Here is an 18,485-nt window from a genome sequence, read left to right on the forward strand (position 1 = left end):
AAAAAGGCTCCGTTACCGGAGCCTTAATTAACCACAGCCTTAGCCAATTGTCATCAGGCTGGCGTTACCTCCGGCAGCTGCGGTGTTAACGCTGAGGGAACGTTCAATGTACAACCGCTCCAGCAGAATGTTGGTTTCGCCACGGGCAAATCCCTGTACAGAAACGATGGCCCCTTCGCGTGCGGCAACGGCTTCGCACAGGGCGCGCAGCTGATCGGAGTCGCCGTGGAAGATAACCGCATCGAACGGTTGCGACGTCAGCCCATCGCGTTTCGCAAACTGAATACGCTTTGAAACGGCGGCAGGCAGGCGTTTTGCCAGTTCACGATGGGCGCTATCATCCGGCCACAAAATCAGACTTCCGACCGACATCACGGCGGCAACCTGAACCAGGGCATCCTGCTCGTCTTCCGCCAGACATAACACACGCTCCCTTGGTAGCAGCGTCCAGGTGTTACGTTCCCCGGTGGGGCCTGGCAGTACGCGTTGAGTCCCGGACTGGCTGAGCTCGCTGAACTGCTGGCAGAGCGCGCGCAGCGCCGGGCTGGCTTCCGCCCATTGGGTTAATGCCACCAGCGGCTGAATCAGCACGGTTTTTACCTGGGTATCGACAGCGTAACTGGCATCATGACGCGCCAGTGTCGTTCCCAGCGCTTTCTCCGGACGGTGTGCCAGCAGGCGATACAGGTACAGCGGGCCGCCCGCTTTGGGTCCGGTTCCGGATAACCCTTCGCCACCAAAGGGCTGAACGCCGACCACGGCGCCGACCATGTTGCGGTTAACGTACAGGTTACCCACGTGTGCCGAGCCGGTGACCTGGGCGATGGTTTCATCGATACGGGTATGTACGCCAAGCGTCAGCCCGTATCCGGAGGCGTTAATTTGTTCGATCAACGCATCCAGATTGTTACGGTTGTAGCGCACCACGTGGAGAACCGGTCCGAACACCTCTTTTTGCAACTCGTCGAAGCTTTCCAGCTCAATCAACGTCGGTGCGATAAAGGTTCCGGACTGCCATTCGCGGGCATCGTCGCTGTTTTCACGGACGGCCTGGAACACCGGACGGCCTTTGGCGCGCATGGCCTGAATATGGCCTTCAATGTTGCTTTTCGCTTCCTGGTCGATAACCGGGCCGATGTCTGTGGTCAGGCGACCCGGATTGCCCATCCGGCATTCGGCCATCGCTCCACGCAGCATCTTCAGGGTATGTTCAGCGATGTCGTCCTGCAAACACAGTACGCGCAGTGCAGAGCAGCGCTGCCCGGCACTGTCAAACGCGGAGGCCAGCACATCCACCACCACCTGTTCGGTGAGGGCCGATGAATCGACGATCATGGCGTTCATTCCGCCGGTTTCCGCGATAAGCGGGATCGGGCGGCCCTGGGTATCCAGGCGTGTGGCGAGCGTGCGTTGTAATAATGTGGCGACTTCCGTCGAACCGGTAAACATCACGCCGCGTACACGGTTATCGGCGGTCAGTTGCGCCCCTACCGTTTCCCCCCGACCTGGCAACAACTGCACCACCCCGGCGGGTACGCCCGCTTCTCGCAGGAGAGCAATCCCCTGAGCGGCGATCAGCGGCGTCTGTTCTGCCGGTTTTGCCAGCACACTGTTGCCTGCCGCCAGCGCGGCGGCGACCTGACCGGTGAAAATCGCCAGCGGGAAGTTCCACGGGCTGATGCAGACCACCGGACCTAATGGACGGTGTGTTTCATTGTCGAAATCATCGCGTACCTGGCCTGCGTAATAGTGCAGGAAGTCCACGGCTTCACGCACTTCGGCAATGGCGTTGCTGAAGGTTTTACCGGCTTCGCGCACCAGGATGCCAATCAGCTGCTGCATCTGACTTTCCATCAACACGGCGGCGCGTTGCAAAATTGCGGCGCGCTCCTGCGGCGGGGTGGCAAACCAGATCGGGGCGCTATCCACCGCGCTCTGTAGCGCCTGTTCGACTTCGCCTGGGCTTGCTTCGCGCACGAAACCGACAGTATCTTTTGGCTCTGCAGGGTTAATTACGGGCACCATTTCCCCGTCGGCAACCGGCTGTTCTAGCATCGGTTTCGCCTGCCATTTTTGCAGGGCGCTATTGAGCAGGGCGGAGGAGAGAGAGGCCAGACGGTGTTCGTTGGCCAGATCCAGACCGCCGGAGTTCTCACGACCATGACCATAGAGGTCACGAGGCAGTGCAATTTTCGGGTGCGGCAGGCCAGCCTGTCCTTCCTGTTGCGCCAGTTTCTCGACGGCTTCTACGGGATCGGCCACCAGTTCATCCAGCGGTAACGTGGCGTCGGCAATGCGGTTAACAAAAGAGGTATTCGCCCCGTTTTCCAGCAGGCGGCGTACCAGGTAGGCCAGTAGCGTTTCATGCGTGCCGACCGGTGCATAAATACGGCAAGGACGGTTGAGTTTGCCGTCGGCAACTTTACCGGTGACCTGCTCATACAGCGGTTCGCCCATGCCATGCAGACACTGGAACTCATACTGACCCGGATAGTAGTTTTGCCCGGCCAGTTGATAAATCGCCGCCAGCGTGTGGGCGTTGTGGGTGGCGAACTGCGGATAAATCAGGTTCGGCACGCCAAGCAGTTTCTTCGCACAGGCGAGGTAGGAAACATCGGTGTACACCTTGCGGGTATACACCGGATACCCTTCCAGGCCGTCCATCTGCGCCCGTTTGATTTCGCTATCCCAGTAGGCGCCTTTCACCAGACGGATCATCAGACGGCGGCGAGAACGGGTCGCCAGGTCTATCAGATAATCAATCACGAACGGGCAGCGTTTCTGGTAAGCCTGGATAACAAAGCCAATACCGTTCCAGCCCGCCAGTTCCGGTTCGAAGCAGAGTTTTTCCAGCAGATCGAGCGAAATTTCCAGACGATCGGCTTCTTCGGCATCGATGTTGATACCGATATCGTACTGGCGCGCCAGCAGGGTCAGCGATTTCAGGCGCGGGTACAGTTCTTCCATGACGCGGTCATACTGCGCGCGGCTATAGCGCGGGTGCAGAGCCGAGAGCTTGATGGAGATGCCCGGACCTTCGTAAATACCGCGACCGTTCGAGGCTTTACCAATGGCGTGGATCGCCTGCTGATAGGAAACCATATAGGCCTGTGCGTCCACGGCAGTTAGCGCGGCTTCACCCAGCATGTCGTAGGAGTAACGGAAACCTTTATCTTCCAGCTTGCGGGCATTGGCCAGCGCTTCTGCAATGGTCTCTCCGGTGACGAACTGTTCGCCCATCAGGCGCATCGCCATATCCACGCCTTTGCGGATCAGCGGTTCGCCGCTCTTGCCGATAATCCGGTTCAGCGAGCGGGAGAGATTGGCTTCGTTATGCGTTGATACCAGCTTACCGGTGAACAGCAGGCCCCAGGTCGCCGCGTTAACAAACAGCGACGGGCTGCGGCCAATGTGTGACTGCCAGTTGCCATTACTGATTTTGTCGCGGATCAGCGCATCGCGCGTGGCTTTATCGGGAATACGAAGCAGCGCTTCCGCCAGACACATCAACGCCACCCCTTCCTGAGAAGAGAGAGAGAATTCCTGCAACAGGCTCTGAACCATGCCGGCACGACCGCTGGCCGTTTTCTGGTTGCGGAGTTTTTCCGCCAGTTGCCAGGCAAGTTTATGTGCCTGTTCTGCAATAGGTTGCGGCAGGCGGGCCTGCTCCATCAGCATCGCGACGGCATCGGTTTCGGCGCGACGGTATGCGCTGGTAATGGCGGCACGTGAAACCGACTGGGGCAGTATGTGCTCGGCAAATTCGAGGAAAGGCTGGTGGATTTCATCCTGTTGCGCGACGGATTCTTCGCTTTCATTTGCCGCACCGGCCAGCAGCGCGGGAAGCTCTGGCAACGCGTCATTGTTTTCCAGTTTTTCCAGATAATTAAAAATTGCCTGCTTGATGAGCCAGTGTGGGGTGCGATCGATACGTATTGCTGCTGATTTAATACGTTCGCGCGTCGCGTCATCCAGCTTAACCCCCATCGTGGTGGTTCCCATGCCGTGTGCTCCTGTTGTTCTGGTAAGTAGTACTAATGGTTATCGAGAAATATCCACTATGTTGCAACTTTGTGCAACCTTGTTGAGTGTGATGTGGCTTGCAAGCTCAAAAATGAATTAATTGTTAAATGTTGGGCAGGTGTTCTTTAATCAGGAAATAAAAAGTGAATTATTTCTCTGCGGTAGTTAACACTTTTTAAAGGTGCAACCGTGAAAAATGTGAGAGAGTGCAACCTATAGAAAAATGGTATGCCGCCGATTAAAAAATTGATGTAAATGGTGTGTTAAATCGATTGTGAAAGACCACCGCTTCCGGCAGGATACGGGCGCCCTGGTAAACATACACACCACTGCTACGTTCCGGCAGGGGACAAACGGCAAGTATCGATATTGTCGATAAATGATTCTGGAGATTTTTGATGGCTATTAGCACACCGATGCTGGTGACATTTTGTGTCTATATTTTGGGCATGATATTGATTGGGTTTATTGCATGGCGTTCAACGAAGAACTTTGATGATTATATTCTGGGTGGCCGTAGCCTCGGGCCATTTGTGACCGCATTGTCGGCGGGTGCGTCGGATATGAGTGGCTGGCTGCTGATGGGACTGCCAGGCGCGATTTTCATTTCAGGCATTTCAGAAAGCTGGATTGCCATTGGCCTGACATTAGGCGCGTGGATCAACTGGAAGCTGGTGGCGGGCCGTCTGCGCGTGCATACCGAATACAACAATAATGCGTTAACCCTGCCGGACTACTTCACCGGACGTTTTGAAGACAACAGCCGCATTCTGCGTATTATCTCTGCGGTGGTTATTCTGCTGTTTTTCACCATCTACTGTGCTTCCGGCATTGTGGCGGGCGCGCGTCTGTTTGAGAGCACCTTCGGCATGAGCTATGAAACGGCGCTGTGGGCAGGGGCGGCAGCGACCATCCTTTACACCTTTATTGGCGGTTTCCTCGCGGTAAGCTGGACCGACACCGTTCAGGCCAGCCTGATGATTTTTGCGCTGATCCTGACGCCGGTAATGGTCATCATCGCCGTGGGGGGTTTTGGTGACTCGCTGGAGGTTATCAAACAAAAGAGCATTGAGAATGTGGATATGCTCAAAGGGCTGAATTTTGTCGCCATTATCTCCCTGATGGGCTGGGGGCTGGGTTACTTCGGTCAGCCACACATCCTGGCGCGCTTTATGGCGGCGGACTCGCATCACAGTATCGTGCATGCGCGTCGTATCAGTATGACCTGGATGATCCTGTGTCTGGCGGGGGCAGTGGCCGTCGGCTTCTTCGGTATCGCGTACTTCAACGATAATCCGGCACTGGCTGGAGCGGTTAACCAGAACTCTGAGCGCGTCTTCATCGAACTGGCGCAAATTCTGTTCAACCCGTGGATTGCCGGTATTCTGCTGTCTGCCATTCTGGCTGCGGTGATGTCGACCCTCAGCTGCCAATTACTGGTGTGCTCCAGTGCGATTACCGAAGATCTGTACAAAGCCTTCCTGCGCAAAGGGGCCAGCCAGCAAGAGTTGGTGTGGGTAGGGCGCCTGATGGTGCTGGTGGTGGCGCTGGTGTCAATTGCGCTTGCTGCCAACCCTGAGAACCGGGTCCTTGGACTCGTGAGCTACGCCTGGGCCGGTTTTGGCGCTGCATTTGGTCCGGTGGTCCTGTTCTCTGTGATGTGGCCGCGAATGACCCGCAACGGCGCGCTGGCCGGAATGATCATCGGTGCTGTCACCGTCATTGTCTGGAAACAGTTTGCCTGGCTGGGCCTGTATGAAATCATTCCAGGCTTTATTTTCGGTAGTCTTGGGATTGTGGTCTTCAGTTTGCTGGACAAAGCGCCGTCTGCCGCTATGCAGGCACGCTTTGCGAAAGCGGATGCGCATTACCATTCGGCACCGCCGTCGCGTCTGCAGGAGCAGTAACAGAGCCTGAAGGCATCGAACTGCTGGCCGGATAAGACGCTTACGCGTGGTCATCCGGCAAAAACACTCCCCAGCCCGCCACGTGCGGGCTTTTTCGTCTCAGCACCCTACAAAATATTAATAACCATTAATCAGCCAAATATTTACATTCAATCATCATAATCAAAACATTCTGCTTGAGTTTTCTTTCTCTGTAATGATAATCACTATCACTGTAATTTACTTTTCTTTGCATCAGTTGACTGAGAATAACGTTTAAGGGTTCCCGGCATGTTTGTTCCGTTTCTAATTATGTTACGCGAAGGATTAGAGGCTGCGCTGATTGTGAGTCTGATCGCCAGCTATCTGAAGCGTACCCAGCGCGGTCGCTGGATTGGTGTGATGTGGATTGGGGTGATTCTGGCGGCGGGATTGTGCCTGGCGTTAGGGGTCTTCATCAATGAAACCACGGGTGAATTTCCGCAGAAGGAACAAGAGCTGTTTGAAGGCATTGTGGCAGTCATTGCCGTGGTGATCCTGACCTGGATGGTGTTCTGGATGCGTAAAGTGTCGCGCAACGTCAAAGTACAACTGGAGCAAGCTGTCGACACCGCATTGCAGCGGGGAAATCATCACGGCTGGGCGTTGGTCATGATGGTCTTCTTCGCCGTTGCCCGTGAAGGACTGGAATCGGTGTTCTTCCTGTTGGCTGCGTTTCAACAGGACGTTGGGTTCTGGCCGCCGCTGGGCGCGATGCTGGGGCTGGCAACCGCAGTGGTGCTCGGTTTCTTACTGTATTGGGGTGGGATCCGCCTTAATCTTGGCGCTTTTTTCAAATGGACCAGCCTGTTCATTTTGCTGGTTGCGGCCGGGCTTGCTGCCGGTGCGATCCGCGCGTTTCACGAAGCGGGACTGTGGAACCACTTCCAGGATGTGGCATTTGATATGAGCAGTATCCTCTCTACCCATTCGCTGTTTGGAACGCTGATGGAGGGTATTTTCGGCTATCAGGAAGCGCCCAGCGTGAGTGAAGTCGCGGTCTGGTTTATCTATCTGATTCCGGCGTTGGTGCTGTTTGCGCTGCCGCCTCGTGCAGGTACGACGGCGTCTCGTACAGCACCCTGAAAAAATGTGGCGCAGAAAACTACTTAGTTACAACATACTTATTTAAAGGGATGAGTCATGACGATTAACTTCCGCCGTAACGCGCTGCAGTTGGGTATTGCTGCGCTGTTCGCCTCCGCTTTTACTGCTCATGCAGCTGATATTCCACAGGTTAAAGTCACCGTTAATGATAAACAGTGTGAACCGATGACCCTCACCGTGAATGCCGGGAAAACGCAGTTCATTATTCTGAACCACAGCCAGAAAGCGCTGGAGTGGGAAATCCTCAAAGGCGTGATGGTGGTGGAAGAACGCGAAAACATCGCCCCCGGTTTCAGTCAGAAAATGACTGTGAATCTGCAACCGGGTGAATATGACATGACCTGCGGTCTGCTGACCAACCCGAAAGGGAAGCTGATCGTCAAAGGCAGCGCAACGGCAGAGGCGGGGCAAAGCGACGCATTATTGAGTCTGAGTGGCGCGATTACTGAATATAAAGCGTATGTCACGGCAGAGACCGCACAACTGGTGACTGGCACAAAAGCGTTTACCGATGCCATTAAAGCGGGTGATATCGAGAAAGCAAAATCACTGTATGCGCCAACGCGTCAGCATTACGAGCGTATTGAACCAATCGCAGAACTCTTCTCTGATCTTGATGGCAGTATCGATGCGCGTGAAGATGATTACGAACAGAAAGCGGCAGACCCGAAATTTACGGGCTTTCACCGTCTGGAAAAAGCCCTGTTCGGCGACAACAGTACGAAAGGCATGGAAAAATATGCCGACCAGCTTTATACCGATGTGGTTGATCTGCAAACGCGGATCAGCGAGTTGGCTTTCCCGCCGTCAAAAGTGGTGGGCGGCGCGGCTGCTCTGATTGAAGAAGTGGCGGCCAGCAAAATCAGCGGTGAAGAAGAACGCTATAGCCGAACTGACCTGTGGGACTTCCAGGCAAACGTCGATGGCGCGCAAAAAATCGTCAACCTTCTGCGCCCGCAGCTCCAAAAATCCAATGCGGAATTGCTGGCGAAAGTGGATGCCAACTTTAAGAAAGTGGATGCCATCCTGGCGAAATATCGCACCAAAGACGGGTTTGAAACCTATGACAAGCTGACCGATGCCGATCGTAACGCCCTGAAAGGGCCAATCACGACGCTGGCGGAAGATTTGTCTCAATTGCGCGGCGTACTGGGTCTGGATTAAGCACCATGCAGCATGATAATGAAAACGGCGTGAGCGAACCGTCACGCCGACGTTTACTGAAAGGGATGGGGGCATTGGGCGGCGCGCTGGCGCTGGCGGGGGGCTGCCCGGTGGCTCATGCTCAAAAACCACAAAGTGCGCCGGGGACCTTGTCGCCGGATGCCCGTAGCGAAACGCAACCCTTCTACGGCGAACATCAGGCGGGGATTCTCACGCCGCAGCAGGCGTCTATGGTGCTGGTGGCTTTTGACATTCTGGCCAGTGACAAAGCGGAGCTCGAACGTCTGTTTCGCCTGTTGACGCGCCGTATCGCCTTCCTGACGACGGGAGGGCCAGCGCCTGAAACGCCAAATCCTCGCTTGCCGCCTATGGACTCCGGGATCCTCGGTGCCTGGATCGCACCCGATAATCTGACCATGACGCTCTCGGTGGGGCACGCGTTGTTCGATGAGCGCTATGGATTACAGGCTCAGATGCCGAAAAAACTGCAGAAAATGACGCGCTTTCCGAATGATTCACTGGATGCGGGGTTATGCCACGGGGATCTGCTGTTACAGATTTGCGCCAATACCCAGGATACGGTGATACATGCGTTGCGTGACATTATTAAGCACACGCCGGATCTCCTGAGCGTGCGCTGGAAGCGGGAAGGGTTTATCTCCGATCACGCGGCACGCAGTAAGGGAAAAGAGACGCCGGTCAATCTGCTGGGCTTTAAAGATGGCACCGCCAATCCCGACAGCTCAGACGCCAGGCTGATGCAGGATGTGGTGTGGGTGACCGCAGAACAACAGGAACCTGCGTGGGCGACAGGGGGCAGCTATCAGGCCGTCCGGCTGATTCAGTTCCGCGTCGAGTTCTGGGACAGGACGCCGCTGAAAGAGCAGCAGACCATTTTTGGCCGTGATAAACAGACCGGGGCGCCGTTGGGCATGCAGCACGAGCATGATGTGCCGGATTACGCCAGCGACCCGGAAGGGAATGTAATTGCGCTGGACAGCCATATTCGACTGGCGAATCCGCGCACGGCGGAGACCCAATCCAGCCTGATGATGCGCCGTGGCTACAGTTACTCCCTCGGCGTGACTAATTCCGGGCAACTGGATATGGGACTGCTGTTCGCCTGTTATCAGCACGATCTGGAAAAAGGCTTTTTGGCCGTGCAAAAACGGCTGAATGGTGAAGCGCTTGAGGAGTACGTTAAGCCAATCGGCGGCGGCTACTTCTTCGCACTCCCCGGCGTAAAAAACGCCGACCGCTATCTGGGGCAATCCCTGCTGGAAGCCTGATCGTCAGCCCCGCTTTTCCTGCGGGGCTTCACTCTCATCCTCATGAATGAAAATATTATTTTTTGATCTAACCAATCTTCTGAAATAATTTTGTCATATCCCTGTAAGAGACTACTGTCAGAACAAAGAGAATTTTTCGTTAATGCAAAGTAAAAATGTTGTTGCGTTAATGATCGATTCTGATGTAATTATACGTATGAGCGGTAGTTCCCGGCAGTGATGGTCATTCACTATGGAGATCGCGAATGGTAAGGTCCTCAACTGGACATGCTTTTCACAGTAACCGCAGTACCTTACGCGGAAGTTTCTCCTCCGGTAGCCCACTCGTCACCCCTAAATTTCTCTCACTTCTTCTTAGCATTGTTACTGACGCCGTATACGGTGCGCGTAGCCGTGTGTGGTGTCTTTTTAGAAGGCAAGCTATGGCTTACAAGGAAGCCAACCCTCAGATGTGTGTGCGCATAATCGTGCTGCCAGCGGCACGTGTGATGTATACCTACAACTCAAGGTGCTATCCATGGGAAGACAAAAAGCAGTGATCAAAGCTCGTCGCGAAGCAAAGCGTGTGCTGAGACGGGATTCGCGTAGCCACAAGCAACGTGAAGAAGAGTCGGTCACCTCGCTTGTGCAGATGAGCGGCGTAGAAGCAATTGGCATGGCGCGCGACAGCCGCGACGCAACACCAATTGCTGCGCGAAATGAGGCTCAGGCGCAGTACCTGAATGCCATTGAGAGTAAACAGCTGATCTTCGCTACGGGTGAAGCCGGATGTGGTAAAACCTGGATCAGCGCGGCAAAAGCAGCAGAGGCCCTGATACATAAAGATGTAGAAAGGATCATTGTCACCCGTCCAGTCCTGCAGGCCGACGAAGATCTCGGCTTCTTGCCTGGAGATGTATCTGAGAAATTCGCGCCTTATTTTCGCCCAGTCTATGATGTGCTGGTGAAACGTCTGGGTGCGTCTTTTATGCAGTACTGCCTGCGACCTGAGATTGGTAAGGTGGAAATCGCGCCGTTCGCTTATATGCGCGGACGTACATTTGAAAATGCAGTTGTCATTCTCGACGAGGCTCAGAATGTGACTGCAGCGCAGATGAAAATGTTTTTAACTCGCCTCGGGGAGAACGTCACGGTGATCGTGAATGGTGATATTACCCAATGCGATTTACCCGCTCACGTTCAGTCAGGGCTCAGTGACGCGTTAGCGCGTTTTGAAGAAGATGAGATGGTCGGGATTATCCGATTCAACAAAGACGATTGCGTGCGTTCAGCGCTCTGCCAACGCACGCTTAATGCATACAGCTAGCGGTAGTGTGATCTCATAGCCCGGGAAACCGGGCTTTGTTTTTAGCCGTGTTCGTATTTGCGGCTATCTCACCGGGAAAATTGACTCTACTGAAAAGCGCTTCAAAGCGGAGGGCTGACGCTGTGCCTGTTTATCCGCTCCATAAAACAGCGTTTCGCCCGCTGGATCGATATTGATTTTCGAAACAAAATCTGGACTATCCCCGCCACCCACGAAACCATCGACAAAGTGCTTTTTTCAGGTTTTGGCGCAATTGCGTATCCCTGCATATCGTGCCGTTCTCCCACCAGCCGATAGCCATTCTGAAACAGATACAGGAGATTACTGGTCATCTGGAACTGGTGTTTCCTGGCGACTATAACCCGTACAAAACGATGAACGAATACACCCCCAACCGGGCGCTGCGTATGTACATAAAGCGGAACTGCTTGAGGTATGCGGCGGTGATCGGATTGTCTCTATAAATGCTGCGAGGGGGATACAGCAACCTATATTTATACGCGGCAGCTTAAGGCGGCCTGAACCAGTAACAGTGAGAGTCAGCAATAAACTGATATAACGATGGATTAAGAGCGACAGCAGTTTTACCGGAAGTCGGCACTGAATATAATAATATTGCAGATTAAATATAATTACGTCATGAATACTGAAGGGGTATTTATTTTATCCAAAAATATATTGAGTGCCACACAGTTAACTTTTATTAAATATTCTTCTTATTAACCTGCCCCATTGATATTCGTCAAAAAAGTAAACTCTAAAGGAGAGTATCCGTTTTATACAGGAACAGTATTTATCATTCTGACCAGCGCAGTCAGTTATGGACAGATGCGCCACAATAAAAGGATATCAGCAATGAGTGGAAAACCCGCGAGCCGGATAAGCGACGGCGTGGCAAATGGTCAGATTGTGCAGGGTTCACGCACTGTGCTGATAGGCAGTCAGGGCGGCATTGCCTGTTCCGTGTGTCCCGGCGGCGTCACCGAAGGCGACCCGGTTAACCCCGTTCTCGGTGCCAAAGTCCTGCCCGGTGAGGTGGATGTCGCGCTGCCCGGTCCGGTGCCCTTCGTTCTCAGCCGCAGCTACTCCAGTTACCGCACACCGACACCAGCGCCGGTGGGGTTGTTTGGCCCTGGCTGGAGCCAGGCGGCAGAAGTCAGCCTGCTCACCACGCCAGACACGCTTATCCTCAATGACGATAAAGGCCGCAGCATCACCTTCGACCCGCTCAGCGCAGGCGAACTGACCTACAGCCGCAGTGAGAAATTATGGATAGTCCGCGGCGGGGCCGCAGTCCTGGAAGGCGGGCAGTCGGACGTGCTGCAGCCGCTGTGGCAGACGCTCCCGGAAGAGGCACGGCATCACCCTGAGTTTTACTTTGTGACCAGTGACCCGCTTGGGCCATGGTGGATATTCAGCCACGTGGGGGCTATGCAGCCGGGCCGTCAGCTGTTGCAGATGCAGCGTGACCGCTTCGGGCGCAGCATGGTGCTGGAACGGGCGCAGGAAGGTGAGTTTACGGGGCGCATCACCGGGGTCACCGACGGCAGCGGCCGGCATTACCGGCTGGTGCTGATACAGGCGGTTGCCGCCACGGAACAGGACAGCGGCGTCAGGCTGGCGGCCGTCTGGCTGGCGCGTGATGGCGGCGAGACGATACCGGAACAGCCGCTGGCGCGCTACGCCTACAGCGGGTGCGGTGAACTGGTCAGCGTGTCTGACCGCAGCGGTCTGGAGGTACGTGCCTTTGCTTACCACCCGGGCTGTCCCGGTCGGATGAGCGGTCAGCGACATACCGGCCGTCCGGCGACGGCGTATGAGTACGACGATGCAGGCCGGGCGGTACGACAGATAACCGAAGACGGCCACGGGCTGGACTATCACTTTGACTACCAGCCGGACAAAACCCTCGTCACCTACAGCGACGGCAGACAGCGCACATATCACACCGAAGGCGAAGGCGGTTTAAAGCGGGTGGTACGAATCGACCATCCGGACGGCAGCAGCGTGGAGAAAAAGTACGATGCGAGCGGACGGCTGACCGCCACCATCGACCCGCTGGGCAGAAAGACCACCTGGGCGCTGGATGTGGTCAGCGGTGCCGTCAGCAGTATCAAAGAGCCGGACGGAAAAGAAACCCGTTTTGATTATAACCGTCAGGGCCAGCTGACCGCCGTGCTGTATCCGGACGGCAGCGCCACCCGCAACGACTATGATTCTCTGGGGCGCATAACCGCGCAGACGGCGGCAGACGGCAGCACCATCCGCTACCACTATGCCGGTGCCACAGACGAACAGCCGACAATAATCGAAGATGCTGCAGGTGGAAAAAGACACCTGCAGTGGAGCCGTTACGGTCAGCTTGTCCGCCATACCGACTGTAGCGGTTACGGAACCACCTGGGCGTATGACCTGTGGGGCAACCTGACTGAAACCTGCGGCGAGGAAGGCTATCACCTCACGCATGAATACGACGCACGTGGCAACCGGGTCAGCGATACCGATGCTGAAGGGCGGACCACCCGTTACCGGCATAACCGTGCGGGCGACCTGGTCGGGGTGATACTGCCGGACGGCAGCGAACAGCTTCTGACCCGTGACAAACGCGGTCATCTCACCGAAACCCGCCAGGGCGGGCTGGTGCGGGAATACCATTACGACCTGGCGGGGCGGCTCACCGGCCTGACCAACGAGAACCGGCGTCCGTACCGCTTCAGCTATGACGTGATGGACCGGCTGACGGAGGACGTGGCGTTTGACGGCAGAGCACAGCGCTACCGCTATGACGCGGCGGGTCGGCAGACCGGGCGGGATGACGGCGACATTCATCATCAGTACGACTATGACGACAGCGGCCACCTGAGTGCACACCACTGCGAAACGGAAGACCGCCGCACGACAACCAACTACCGTTACAGTGATGCGGGGCAACTGACCGAAGTCAGGGACAACAACACCAGCGTCAGCTGGCGCTATAACGCGGGCGGGCACATCGCCGAAGAAGTGCAGACCGCATATAACGCCGACGGGGAGGCCATCTGGCAACACAAAACCGGCCACCGTTACGACGCACTGGGCAATGAACAGCAGACACAGTACGGCGCGCTGCCGCAGGCCGGCTGGCAGCGCTACGGCAGCGGGCATCTTATCGGCGTCAGCCTGGGCGGTCATGTCATGGTGGAGCTGGAGCGCGATAAGCTGCACCGGGAAGCGGAGCGGGTATTCGGGCCTTGCCGGGAGCAGCGGCGCTACACGGCAGCGGGTCAGCTGGCAGCGCGGGTTACCGGCAGTGAGACGCAGGACTACCGGTACGACATCCTGGGTCAGCTTACCGGCCTCGGTGCAGAATGCCGGTATGGCTACGACGACAACGGACGCTTAATCAGCGCGGTACAGCCGGGGCTTAGTGCAGACTACCGTTATGACCCGACGGGCAACCGGGTGGAGGGGGAAGGCCGCCAGCTGTTCGACAACCGGCCGGTAAAAGACGCCATCTGGCAGTATGAGTACGATGCGTGGGGCAACCTCATCAAAAAATACAACGAGCGGGAGAAACATCTTTATCACTATGACCTGCTGCACCGCCTGACGGGCTACGAGAAACAGACCCCGGCAGGTGCCATCACCCGTGCGACCTACAGCTACGACCCGTACGGGCGGCGCATCAGCAAAACAATAAAACGCAATAACCAGAGCGACACCACGCGTTACGGGTGGGACGGCGACAGACTGGTGCTGACGCAGAAAAACGGGCATAAGGTGCACACGCTGTATGAACCCAACAGCTTCACGCCGCTGCTGCGCATCGAGAGCGATGGTGGAGACGAGCCGTATACCTGTCTTGCCGACAAACTCCAGCAGTACAGCCAGATACCCTTTACGACTCAGGAGTATGCGGATATGGAGCGTCTGGAAGAAGACCTGCGGACAGAAAGCCTGTCGGAAAGAAGCCGTAACTGGCTGGAGTTTGCGAACATCCCTGCCCGGCTGATGGCGGCACAGCTTGACTCGCTGCCGGTGGTGAATATCCGAAAAATTCATCTTTATCAGTGTGACCTTCGGGGTATGCCGGTGGCGCTTATTAACAGTGAAGGCCAGACAGACTGGAAAGCAGAACTTGACCCGTGGGGAAATGTTCTTTCCGAAGAGAATCCGAAGAAGATGGAACAGTCGCTGAGATTGCCGGGCCAGTGGTATGACGAGGAATCGGGGCTGCACTATAACCGGCACCGGTACTACGATCCGGCACAGGGGCGGTATATCACGCAGGATCCGATAGGGCTGAAGGGCGGGGTGAATTTATATCGATATCCATTGAATCCATTACAAGCAATAGATCCACTGGGTTTGAACAATATCGATGTAATCGTCAATAACAATGGAATAGGCCATGTTGGATTGCATATGGGAACTGGGGAGAACGAACTATTATATGATCCTGGTGGTTCGTATGTTACTCCTGCGGGGATACCTTCTGGTAGTGGTGGTGTTTTTGGCGCATCAGATGCAAATTTAAATGATTATTTAAAATACCAATATGCGGATGGTTCTAAAGTCACGGTGTATAGTTTTGAAATAACACCGGATGAAGATAAAAAAATTAGAGATGCGATAGATAATATGGGAGGATGCTCACCGCTCAAGTGTGCGATATGTTCTAGCAGTGTTTTGCAAGGGATTGGACCTTTCAAAAATTTGGAAATGACTATAAGTCCGTGGGGAATGGGCGATGCTATGAGTGAAATTCAGCACCCTAGGTCGTTTGGTTCATTTTTCGTATCTCCAGCGTATTGAAAGGCAATACGAATGGAAATACAAAGATTTAGTCTGAAATTATTAACTTTACTATGTGCATTAATTTCTCATATCACTGTTGTTTATGGCTTTGCATTTAAAACGCTGCATAGTTATTTTTGGAGCTATGTTTTTTTATTTTATGTGTTCTTGTTTTTTTTATTTGTTTTAAAGCATCTTTTTTTTTGTAAATCACAGGTGTATGCGTATGTGTTTTTTATTTTGGGGCCTTATCTTTCTTCCGTTTTGAGTGATGTATTTGTAATGGTTGTTTATTTTTATGATTTTTTTACTCGCAATCTATTGAATAGTCTTATAGGTGGCTTTTTTATGCCTTACATAGCCTTATGTGCGTGGTTTCTTTCTATAGCATTTTTTTTAATTCACGTATGGTTCCATGAGAAGGTTTCTAAAAAATGACTGAAAATGCGGCAAAAGCACCTCTACCACTACGACCCGCAGCACCAGTTGACTAGCTACGAGAAACGGACACTGGGAAAGGCTGGTGCTGATGGAGAAAAACGGCCAGAAAGTGTACACACTGTATGAAACCAACAGCTTCACGCAGCTGCTGCGAGCGGAGAGGACGGTGGAGACGAACCGTATACCCCTCTTGCACAGAAGTTACAGCAGCACAGCCAGATACCGTTTACGACTCAGGAGTATGCGGATATGGAGCGGGTAGAGGAGGACCTGCGGGCAGGAGGACTATCAGTACGAAGTCTTGAATGGCTGGCATTAACGAACATACCAGTACAACTGATGGCGGCACAGCTTGACCCGCTGTCGGTGATGAATATCCGCGTGTTCACCTGTATCAGTGCGACCATTTGGGGACACCGGTGGCACTGATAAACACGGAAGGACAGACAGACTGGAAAGCAGAACTTGATCCGTGGGGAAATGTTCTGTCCGAAGACAATCCGAAGAAGATGGAGCAACCGCTGAGGCTGCCGGGCCAGTGGTATGACGAGGAGTCGGGGCTACACTATAACCTGCACCGGTACTACGATCCGGCGCAGGGGAGATATATCACGCAGGATCCGATTGGGTTGGCGGGTGGATGGAACCTGTATAGTTATCCGCTGGATCCAGTATCTGGAATAGATCCTTTGGGGTTAAACCCTGTTGCTGGTGCTATAGGAGGATTTGCTGTTGGCGGTCCTCCAGGAGCTGTCATAGGTGCTATCTTGGGGGTTGCAGCTGGTGTTGGTATTTTTACATTAGCAACTTCAGATTCTGAATCCAAGAATAACCGCGAAGGTGCGGCGTTAAATGATATTAAACAATCTGAATATGAAAGAGCAAAAACCTTTTGTGATAAAAAACCTGAACAAGGGAAAAGTGATTGCGCATCATTGTCTAAAGCTATTGATCATGCAAAAATGTGTGCGAGTCTATATGAAAATTGGGATGCAAAATGGTTCCCCGGTCGACATGACATAAAAATAGACGAGAGAAAAATCCGCATTCAACGTTTGAGCAAAAAACATCGTGAGGAGTGTACAAATAAATGAAATATTCTAAAACTTTAGATGATATTTATTTAAAATATCAAGAACACCCGGATTTTTACACTATCAAAATCACAGAGATTGATCAAAAATCTATTGATGATGATACTATGCTACATATAGCTGCACGTTCGGGTGCTATTGAAGATATTGAAAAATTAATTTTTTTTGGAGCCAATATAAATGCCATAGGTGATTTAGGCAATACTCCTTTGCATCAGGCTGCAATGTTTGGCCAATTAAAATCAGTTTCTATTCTATTGAAATACAAAGCGAAAAATACAATAAGAAATGAGTTTAATCAATTGCCTGCCGAGGTCGCGAAACTTGGCGGGTATAATGAAATAGAAAAAATAATCGCAGATCACTACTCAATTTTATTATATCCAAAGCGTAGAAAAAAATAAAGCAGTCTCACGATATGGCCGGACAACCGTATCATACAGGATGCGCACTACCGCTATCACCACGACCGCCACGGCAGGCTGACGAAGCAAACCGACCGCATCCCGGCCGGGGTCAACCGGATGGATGACGAGCGCACCCACCGTTATGGGTATGATACACAACACCGTCTGGTCCACTATGAGCGGACGCAGCACCACACCCCGCAGGTGGAGAGTCGTTATGTGTACGACCCGCTGGGCCGGCGTATCGGGAAACGGGTCTGGCGGCGGGAGCGTTGCCTGGCCGGGTATATGGAGTTGTCGCGCAAACCGGAACAGACCTGGTACGGCTGGGATGGAGACAGGTTAACCACCACACAGACCGGGGCGCGGCGTGTCCAGACGGTGTACCAGCCCGGGAGCTTCACGCCCCTGCTGCGCATCGAAACCGCAACCGCAGAGCTGGCCAGAAGCGCCCGCCGAAGCCTGGCGGAGGTGTTGCAGCAGGACACCGGCATGACGTTACCGCCGGAACTGATACAGCGCCTCGACCGGCTGGAGCAGGAAATTCAGCAGGACAGCGTGAGCGAAGAAAACCGTCGGTGGCTGGCAGGCTGCGGACTCAGCGTCGAAAAGATGATAAACCAGATGGACCCGGTGTATACCCCGGAGCGAAAAATCCACCTGTACCACTGTGACCACCGGGGTCTGCCGCTGGCGCTTATCGATGAAAACGGCAGCATGTCGTGGAGTGCTGAATACGACGAATGGGGAAACCTGCTGAATGAGAATAACCCGCATCATCTGACGCAGCTCATCCGCCTGCCTGGGCAGCAGTATGATGAGGAGTCCGGGCTGTACTATAACCGTCATCGTTATTATGACCCGTTACTGGGGCAGTATATTACGCAGGATCCGATTGGAGTAGTGGGGGGATGGAATCTATACTCTTATGTTTATAATGATCCGATTGGTTT

The 18,485-nt window shown here is 53.9% G+C and carries 9 protein-coding genes and 2 pseudogenes; 10 read left to right on the plus strand and 1 reads right to left on the minus strand.

The features are described 5' to 3' along the window. Positions 1-39: 39 nt before the first annotated feature. The gene (gene putA, locus AC07NP_RS03090) at positions 40-4,002 is read right to left on the minus strand and encodes a trifunctional transcriptional regulator/proline dehydrogenase/L-glutamate gamma-semialdehyde dehydrogenase (protein ID WP_494659539.1); all 3,963 of its coding nucleotides are present in this window, start codon (positions 4,000-4,002) and stop codon (positions 40-42) included. A gap of 419 nt (positions 4,003-4,421) precedes the next feature. On the opposite strand from putA, the gene putP reads away from it, so the two are divergent. The 10 genes and pseudogenes from putP to AC07NP_RS03140 form a co-directional block, all read left to right on the plus strand. Beyond that, entirely contained in the window at positions 4,422-5,930 is a 1,509-nt protein-coding gene (putP, locus tag AC07NP_RS03095; RefSeq protein ID WP_494659540.1) for a sodium/proline symporter PutP, read from the plus strand. Positions 5,931-6,200: 270 nt separating this feature from the next. Further along, positions 6,201-7,034 (plus strand): iron uptake transporter permease EfeU, encoded by an 834-nt coding sequence (gene efeU, locus AC07NP_RS03100; RefSeq protein WP_494659541.1) that lies wholly within the window; start codon positions 6,201-6,203, stop codon positions 7,032-7,034. 57 nt (positions 7,035-7,091) lie between these two features. After that, the gene (gene efeO, locus AC07NP_RS03105) at positions 7,092-8,219 is read left to right on the plus strand and encodes an iron uptake system protein EfeO (protein ID WP_494659542.1); all 1,128 of its coding nucleotides are present in this window, start codon (positions 7,092-7,094) and stop codon (positions 8,217-8,219) included. Between the two features lie 5 nt (positions 8,220-8,224). Beyond that, positions 8,225-9,508: an iron uptake transporter deferrochelatase/peroxidase subunit gene (gene efeB, locus AC07NP_RS03110; RefSeq protein WP_494659543.1), complete on the plus strand. Its 1,284-nt coding sequence runs from the start codon at positions 8,225-8,227 to the stop codon at positions 9,506-9,508. Between the two features lie 517 nt (positions 9,509-10,025). Beyond that, entirely contained in the window at positions 10,026-10,814 is a 789-nt protein-coding gene (gene phoH / locus AC07NP_RS03115; protein ID WP_203358212.1) for a phosphate starvation-inducible protein PhoH, read from the plus strand. 114 nt (positions 10,815-10,928) lie between these two features. Continuing rightward, positions 10,929-11,224: pseudogene (locus tag AC07NP_RS03120) on the plus strand (integrase); the annotation flags it as partial. A 445-nt stretch (positions 11,225-11,669) separates the two neighbouring features. After that, positions 11,670-15,608 carry an RHS repeat-associated core domain-containing protein gene (locus AC07NP_RS03125; protein ID WP_494659544.1) on the plus strand — a complete coding sequence of 1,313 codons (3,939 nt, stop codon included), beginning with the start codon at positions 11,670-11,672 and terminating at the stop codon, positions 15,606-15,608. Positions 15,609-16,450: 842 nt separating this feature from the next. Beyond that, positions 16,451-17,125: a DUF456 domain-containing protein gene (locus AC07NP_RS03130; protein WP_494659545.1), complete on the plus strand. Its 675-nt coding sequence runs from the start codon at positions 16,451-16,453 to the stop codon at positions 17,123-17,125. Continuing rightward, positions 17,122-17,529 (plus strand): ankyrin repeat domain-containing protein, encoded by a 408-nt coding sequence (locus AC07NP_RS03135; protein ID WP_494659546.1) that lies wholly within the window; start codon positions 17,122-17,124, stop codon positions 17,527-17,529. The genes AC07NP_RS03130 and AC07NP_RS03135 overlap by 4 nt, the downstream gene beginning before the upstream one ends. Continuing rightward, positions 17,530-18,485 (plus strand): annotated as a pseudogene (locus tag AC07NP_RS03140) (RHS repeat-associated core domain-containing protein); the annotation flags it as partial.

The organism is Citrobacter sp. GW821-FHT07H02 (assembly GCF_059418505.1).